Annotated in this window: 9 protein-coding genes; 2 read left to right on the top strand and 7 right to left on the bottom strand. The window is 58.2% G+C overall.

Annotated elements, in window-relative coordinates:
- Window positions 1-177: 177 nt before the first annotated feature.
- The 7 genes from QHC78_RS20980 to QHC78_RS21010 are packed head-to-tail and all read right to left on the bottom strand — an operon-like array spanning window position 178 to window position 5,810.
- Window positions 178-1,011: an alpha/beta fold hydrolase gene (locus QHC78_RS20980; RefSeq protein ID WP_319748075.1), complete on the bottom strand. Its 834-nt coding sequence runs from the start codon at window positions 1,009-1,011 to the stop codon at window positions 178-180.
- The gene (locus QHC78_RS20985) at window positions 1,008-1,451 is read right to left on the bottom strand and encodes a carboxymuconolactone decarboxylase family protein (protein WP_319748077.1); all 444 of its coding nucleotides are present in this window, start codon (window positions 1,449-1,451) and stop codon (window positions 1,008-1,010) included. The genes QHC78_RS20980 and QHC78_RS20985 overlap by 4 nt, the downstream gene beginning before the upstream one ends.
- A gap of 3 nt (window positions 1,452-1,454) precedes the next feature.
- The gene (locus tag QHC78_RS20990) at window positions 1,455-2,393 is read right to left on the bottom strand and encodes a DODA-type extradiol aromatic ring-opening family dioxygenase (RefSeq protein ID WP_319748079.1); all 939 of its coding nucleotides are present in this window, start codon (window positions 2,391-2,393) and stop codon (window positions 1,455-1,457) included.
- On the bottom strand, window positions 2,390-3,385 hold the full coding sequence (locus QHC78_RS20995; protein WP_319748081.1) for a PdxA family dehydrogenase: 996 nt from the start codon (window positions 3,383-3,385) through the stop codon (window positions 2,390-2,392). The genes QHC78_RS20990 and QHC78_RS20995 overlap by 4 nt, the downstream gene beginning before the upstream one ends.
- A 7-nt stretch (window positions 3,386-3,392) precedes the next feature.
- On the bottom strand, window positions 3,393-3,872 hold the full coding sequence (locus QHC78_RS21000; protein WP_319748083.1) for an aromatic-ring-hydroxylating dioxygenase subunit beta: 480 nt from the start codon (window positions 3,870-3,872) through the stop codon (window positions 3,393-3,395).
- 1 nt (window position 3,873) lies between these two features.
- Complete coding sequence (locus QHC78_RS21005) at window positions 3,874-5,100, bottom strand: aromatic ring-hydroxylating oxygenase subunit alpha (RefSeq protein WP_319748085.1); 1,227 nt, start codon at window positions 5,098-5,100, stop codon at window positions 3,874-3,876.
- A gap of 41 nt (window positions 5,101-5,141) precedes the next feature.
- Window positions 5,142-5,810 carry a GntR family transcriptional regulator gene (locus QHC78_RS21010; RefSeq protein ID WP_319748087.1) on the bottom strand — a complete coding sequence of 223 codons (669 nt, stop codon included), beginning with the start codon at window positions 5,808-5,810 and terminating at the stop codon, window positions 5,142-5,144.
- A 172-nt stretch (window positions 5,811-5,982) separates the two neighbouring features.
- Between QHC78_RS21010 and QHC78_RS21015 the strand changes: the two genes are divergently transcribed.
- Window positions 5,983-6,951, top strand: a complete 969-nt coding sequence (locus QHC78_RS21015; RefSeq protein ID WP_319748088.1) for a Bug family tripartite tricarboxylate transporter substrate binding protein — start codon at window positions 5,983-5,985, stop codon at window positions 6,949-6,951.
- Between the two features lie 7 nt (window positions 6,952-6,958).
- Entirely contained in the window at window positions 6,959-7,348 is a 390-nt protein-coding gene (locus QHC78_RS21175) for a non-heme iron oxygenase ferredoxin subunit (protein ID WP_413816506.1), read from the top strand.
- Window positions 7,349-7,426 lie beyond the last annotated feature (78 nt).

The raw sequence follows: 7,426 nt of genomic DNA on the forward strand, positions 1-7,426 counted from the left end.
TATTACCCCAGGATCTCGGGTATCACACTCTGGCTTCACAACTCGGGAAGATCAGATTGATCCAAGTCGTGCTGGTCCATTAGGGAACGCAACACATCGCGAGGCTACGAGGCCTGGATCGCAAGGGTCGCCATACCATTGCAGCATGGGATCACGTTCGCGGGACCTTACACCCGATCAAGCCTCCGCGAGAAAATCTCCAACCAACCGGTTGAACGTTTCCGTCCACTCGATCTGGGTCCAATGCCCGCAATGCGGAAACACGTGCAATTGGGCTCGCTGAAGAATCAATGCCAAGTTGATCGAGTTCTGGAGCGGGATGACTCGGTCCTCACGCCCATGAATGATCAGCGCCTCGTGCGGCAACGAACGCAGCTGCTCCTCGGGGGTGGCCAGAGCATCGATGTAGCGTTGGCGCGGCCCCGGAGAAAACATGCGTCCGAACCGCTCCTGCACCCCCGGGCGGATACTCGCGCGATAGCGCAACTCGGCCAATTCGTCGGACACCAGGTTCCGGTCATGTGCGAACACATCCAGCAATCCCTTCATGCTTTGAAGAGACGGCTCGTAGCCCCATACAGCGTCCAGGCCGGGCGTAAGCGGGAACGACGTCCCCACGCTGCCCATCAGCACCAGTCGCCGCACACGATCGGGATACCTTGCAGCCATAGCTAAAGAAACACCGCCACCGAATGAATTGCCGATCAGATCCACTTTCGGCAGCGACAAGGCATCGATGAAGCCGACCAGGTGGTCAACCCAGGTGTCCAAGTCATACGAAGTCGATGGAGGCGCTTCGGTATATCCGAACCCGACCATGTCAGGCGCAATTACGCGGGCGCGCTGAGATAGCGGCCCGATGTTCAGCCTCCAGTTTGCCCAGGCGGTGACGCCGGGGCCGGAGCCATGAATCATCAGCACGGGACAGCCCTGCCCCCTGTCGTGATAGTTCGTTTCGATCTGGCCCACTCGCAGTCGGTTGCCGATTTCCGGATTATTGGCGTCGCTCATGGCCGCGCCTCCTCTTCCTGGGCACACATGCGGGCCAAGATCTCCGCTCCGCGGTTCGCCGCCGAAAGCCCACGAAACAAGAAACACAAATTGACGACTGCCTGCATTTCCTCCCAGCTCGCGCCCGCCTTACGCGCAGCGATGCCGTGCAAAACGGCTGCGTCGCTAAGATCCATGAGCAGCATGCCAAACAGCATCAACTGCGCTGTCTTCACGTCAAAGCAGCCGGGATACATTCCGTGTTCGCGTATTTCCTCCTGAAGACGAAGCATTGTCGGGTCCAGGGCGCCAGTGACATGGAAGCGTGCCTCGATCCGAGGCGGCAGGAAGCCGACCAGTTCCTCGTAGATCTTGGTACGTCTCTCGATGCTTTGACTCTCATCTGCGTACGCACCCATTTGACTGCGAACCTTCTGAACGTCGATCCTTGCTGGAAGCATGTCTCACTCCTTGACTTGTTGAGGCCAATAGGCGAACCCCAGCCCAGTCTTTGCATGATGGGCGGGTATGTAATCCACGACCTCGGCTTTCCACTGACATGCGGCGGCGGCCACTATCCAGGCGCGTATCTCCCCCGAGCCGCCACGCATCGTCGCTGAGTCCACGGTGAAAAGATGCTGAAGATCCTTGCCTCGGTTCGTGGCGATCCGATCAAGAATCCAATGATCCATGGGTGTGTCGATCCATCCGGCGCGTGGGCCGATGGGATCGTGCGAAAGCCCCCCTGACGCATAAATGGCGACCCGCTCTTTGCGATGCGACAAAATTCTTGCGAGCGATTCGCCCAATTGCCAGCATCGAGCCGCCGTAGGCAGCGGAGGAAAGTAGCAATTCAAGTACAGAGGAATGATCGGTACATTCAAATCTGGAATCAGCCGCCTTGCCGGATACACGATCATGTGCGAAGTGCCGCGTTCCGGATGCGGACCCATCGGGTCCATTACGGAGGAACTGGCGATATCGAAACCCTCGTTCAGAAGCTCTTCGAGAAGATGGCAGGACAGTTCTTTGTGAACGGGTAGATGAATCCGCGATGCGCTTGGCGGTTGGTCTACATAGAACGGAGCCTCGGAGCCCCACACCTCGTCGCCCGTGAACAGACACATCGCAGGGTTGCAGCGACTGTCGAACATGTCCTCCTGGTCATCACCGACAAAGATCACGGCATCGGGGCGATACGCTTCCAACTGCCTACGCAGGACCTCGAAGGCCGATTCGATGCGGTTCACGTAGCCGCGAATGACATCTGGTGTTTCCAGCTTGGCCGTATGCGGCTGCGCATCCTTCATGTAATCCGGAATCGCGTCGTAGACCTTGGGCCAGAGCTCTGGCGGGCAGAACATCGCGGGGGCGTGTGAAGACGCCAAGCCAAGACCGATCATTCGTTTTCTCCCTCGGAAAAGGAATTTGAAGCGTGAAGCAGCGCCTGGATCAATGCCTCCGGGTTGGCTACACCCCGGCCAGCGATATCCATGGCAGTACCATGCCCCACCGAAGAGAACATGACCGGCGTACCAATCGACATCGCCGCGGCCATGTTCGGCGCTGCAACCCGCGCCGCGACGTGCCCTTGATCGTGCAACATGACGACGAATGCATCGCAGTCATTTCTGGGCAGCAGAGTGTCCGCGCCCATAGGGCCAAGAAGATCGAACCCTTCGGCACGAAGCTTATTCAAGGTGGGACCGATGATCTCGATCTCCTCGCGGCCGAACAGGCCCGACTCCCCGGCATGAGGATTCACACCGGAAACACCGATACGCGGTTGTGCCAGGCCCAGCCGGCGCAGGACCTGCGAGGTCATCCTGATGACGTTCTCAACACGAGCGGAGGTAATCGCATCCAGCGCCTCCCGGACACTCATATGCAAGGTCACATGGGCGACCCGCGTGCGGCCCCAACAGAGCATCAAACTCACATCATCCACGGGTGTGCCAGTTCGACGCGCCAGATAGGATGGATGTCCGTCGAACGCGATGCCCGCTTTCTTTATCGCGACCTCATGGATGGGTGACCCGACGACCGCATCGACGAACCCTGCCTGCGCGGCGTCAACTGCCGCATCAAGCGCCGCGATGGCCGCTGCGCCAGACAAGGCGCAGACCTCACCGATCCGAAAGCTGCCATCCAGGCATGGAACGTGGATGAATGCCAGGCCACCCTTCCAATCCTGAACCTCTGATGCCGAGCCAAGCGTGTGATAGTCCTGCGTGAGCCCGCATAGCCTGGCGTGCTCATCCAGCGCGCGCTTGTCGCCGAACAGGACCAGCGACATATGCTTGTGGATGCGCGGGTCTCCATAGGCCTTCAATGCGATTTCCGGGCCAATTCCAGAAGGGTCGCCCAATGTGACCGCGATTCTTCTCTGTTTCATCGGCGGCTCACAGCGGCAATGCAAGCAAGGTATCGATACGCGAGCTATCGCATACGACCACCCGCTCCACGAACAAAGCCTTCGGACCCCTGAAAGAAACCACGTCGCGATACACCCCGGTGGCAAACAAGAGCATTTCGCCCGTTCGCATCGTTCTTACCACCAGAAAACTGGTTTCGGCGCTAACGACTGCGCCGTCGGACGAAAACACCTTTGGGCGCCCAACGACATGCCGATAGCGCTGGCCTTCGTAGATGTTGGCCTCTCTTAGGGACTTCACACGGTCCGCCAGCATGCCCCTGGAATCGGCATAAAGGACGCCGAATGGGTAGCCTTGTTCCTCGTTGTCTGCCGTGGTGATCTTGTAAAGACACTGCTCCTCGAAGAAATTTGGCCACTGCTCCAGCTCGTCCCGGTCTATCGCCCAGGCGTAGTCCTCCATCAGCGAGGCCAGCACCTCCACAACGTTCTCTTTAGCCTCGCTCATGTCACAGCCCCATGTAATTGCGATATTCCTTCCAGAAACCACGAATCGAGTTCTCGGACGCTCTCGAGGAAGACGATTCGGTGCCATCGCCGCCCATCATGACCACGGAAGCCTCGGCACTAGAGCCCGCGATGCCGCGTTGAACGAAACCTCCGACGGCACCATCCTCCATCGATACATAGCCGGCCGGCCCCACAAGATTCGAATGCTTCATCCGAAGCTTTTGTAGTTCCTCATCATCGTCAGTGAACCCGATCAAGGTCCAGACGAGATCTGTTTTATCGGGTCCCTTGGGAAGGATTTGTCTTACCGCAAGACTGTTGTGAATCGCCTGCAGGACGAACCCCGGGAAGACCGACAGAATCTGCACATGGCAACCATCGCCAAACTCATCGACGATGTTGAGGACGCTCCTGTCGTTCAACCGGAAGTTGTCTTCTTGATTGCTCCGCAAAGTTTCGCTCTTGAACTCATCATCCTTTTCCCCGCTGTGGCTTAGTGAATAGCTGACATGATGGCCCCCACTGTCGGCTACGATCACGCCGCCGCCCTGGGAAAGGCGGGACACTTTGAACGTCGCAAAGAATGTATGGAGCAAGCTGGAGTGGTACGTATCCTTGGCGTTCTCGAAGTACAGCTTCCAATTGTTGGGCAAGGCCTGCGTGTACTGGCCATAGATTCTCAAGGGCTTGTGCAACACGCGCTTCAAGCGCGCTGCGACCGCCTCGCCAAGATAGTCTGCGACAGCCGGCGTATGGTCCAAGAGCGTTCCGAAGATCAATCCGCAATAGACCTCGACCCGCAGCTTTCGCGGACCGAACTCGGCCGTATCGAAGCTTTCGGGCATCCCGCCAGCGCCGTTCACCCCCCGCCGAAATGCCACGGTCTTCAGGTTTCCCTGTAGATCGTGGGTCCAGGCGTGGTAGACACAAGTGAACTTGCGGGCACGTCCCTTGTTCTGCAGGGCCAGCAGCGATCCGCGATGGGAACACCGATTCTCAAATGCCCGGACTACTCCTTCCTCGTCCCGGCACACGATGACAGGCATGTCCCCGACAAACGTCGTTTTGTAGTCGCCTGGCTCGGGCAACTCGGCGTCAAGCCCAAGAAAATTCCACGTCGAGCCTTGATAAATACGTTCCTGCTCCCGGCGATAGACTTCCTCGTCGGCGTAGAGTTGATACGGAACGCGCGTAAGCTCTCCCTTAGCCCAATGGCCGTACTCCATGTGTCACCTCCAACGTTGGATATTTTTTCTGACTAGCCCGCCTAGTTTGTCGCGCCTCGCATAAACGCCTGTACCGTCTCCCCCGTCCGCTTACTGTGTGCCTGCAAAAGATCGCATGCCAGGTCGGCATCTCTGGCAAGCACCGCGTCCATGATCGCCGCGTGCTCTTGAGCCACGTTGCGCTGAGGCGGCCTGTTCTTGAGAAAGAGCCGGCGGTAACGATCGGACTGGTCGTGCAGCACCGAGCAGAACTGCGTCACCATCGGCATATCGCAACCGGCAACCAGACAAAGGTGGAACTCGCGATGAGTTCTCTCCCACTCATCCAGGAACGGCACGTACTCATCGCGCTGTTCAATCCGGGTCAAGCGGTGGAAAACCGCAACTAATTTTTCTTCCCAGGCCAGGTCGCCTCGTTCAATCGCATGCCTAAGCGCAAACGGTTCCATGTGCGCGCGCAGCGCCGTGACTTCGGCCAGCTTTTTGACGGAAGCCTCGACGACGCGAAAACCACGCTGTTCCTCGGCAACCACAAAACCTTCCGCGACGAGCCGCAGCAGCGCCTCACGCACCGGGCTCAGGCTGACACCGTACTGCTCACCCAGGGACTCCAGGTGCAGCCGCGATTCGGGCAGCACTTCCCCACTAAGAATTGCCTCGCGTAACCGAGTCGTAAGCGTGCTGGCGATGCTTACCTTGGAACTAGCCATACCTGCTCTCCGCAACCGTTGTCTTGAATCAACGGATTCAACTATATCGAAAATTTCAACGCCTCGACACGACCATCCAATTTATCGAATTATACATAGAATTTCGAAATTTAATTGACAAGAATATCGTGAGTTCCTACATTAGGCGAACCATAAAATCGAGGAGACACCCATGCTGCGCAGATCAGCTCTCGCATGCGGACTTGCCGCGGCCTTCGTAGCCAGCGTCGGCAACGCCCAGCCGAATTACCCCGAGCGGCCCGTGAAAATCATCGTCCCGTACCCGGCGGGGGGCTACTACGACCACGTTGCCCGAGTGATGGCCGAAACATTGCGGACCAAGCTCAAACAGAGCTTCATCGTGGAAAACAAGGTAGGGGCGAACGGGATCATCGGTGTTGCCCAAGTCGCCAAGGCACCTGCGGACGGCTACACCCTGCTGCTGGCCGCGATCGGCCCGAATGCCATCTCGCCCGTCTTGACGCCCAACCTGAACTACGACCCTGTCACCGACCTCGCGCCGATTTCACTGCTGGTATCGGCACCGAACGTGCTCGTGGTGCCTGCCTCGTCCGACGTGAAGAACTTGGACGACCTGATTGCGGCATCGCGCAAACACTCGCTCAACTACGCCCACAATGGCGTGGGCAGTTCTACGCACTTGGCCATGGAACTCTTGAAAGGAGCCACTGGCATGCAGATGGTCGGCGTCCCATACCGAGGCAGCGCGCCCGCGGTGGTCGCGGTGACCAGCGGTGAGGTGCAAGCCTCCTTCGGCTCGGTGCTTGACGTCCTTCCGCAGATACAGGCCGGCCGCCTCCGAGCCCTTGGCGTAGGCAGCAGCGAGCATATTCCAGCTATCGGCCAAGTCCCCACCGTGGCCGAACAAGGCGTTCCAGGCTTTGAATCAACGGCCTGGAGCGGTTTGATGGCTCCGGCAAACACGCCAAAGAGCGTGATCGAGACGCTGAATCGCGCGGTCAATGCAGCGCTAAAAGACCCCGCCATCGGCAAACAGCTGTCACCTGGCGGTGAACTGCAAATACTCGGAGGAAGTGCTGAACACTTCGCCGCCTACCTGAAAGCCGATCTAAAAAAATGGGAAAAGGTCGTTAGCGACAACGGCATCAAAACGGATTGACCATGGAATGCCCCCTTTCCTGCCTCCATCCGGCCTGCCCACCCTAAGCGCTGCCGTGCCAACTCGATTGATCAAGCTTTGCCGCACAGCCGAAGTTCCGCACGGACGACCAATCACGGTCATTCATGCGGGACTTCCACGGATAGTGGTATTTCGGGTAGACGAAAAATTCTTTGCTGCCGTTGACCGATGTTCGCACGGCAACGCCCGCCTCAGTGACGGAGCCCAAAGCCAGGGACTGATCTACTGCCCGTTACATGGCGGGGCTTTTGATATTGCGACCGGTCGCGCTGTAGCTCCACCCTGCCGAACCCCGATCAAGACCTTGCCGGTCGTGGTCCAGGCGGAATGCATCTATGTGGAAACAGTCGCCACCTCGCCTGGTTCCATCATTTGAAACGCGACATGCAAGCAGCTGATTAACGGCCGTCTTACAAAAAAGCAGCCGACTTCGCTGGCCTGGTCGGGGGTAATC

The organism is Pigmentiphaga sp. (assembly GCF_033795525.1).
In the GTDB taxonomy this organism is placed as follows: domain Bacteria; phylum Pseudomonadota; class Gammaproteobacteria; order Burkholderiales; family Burkholderiaceae_B; genus Pigmentiphaga.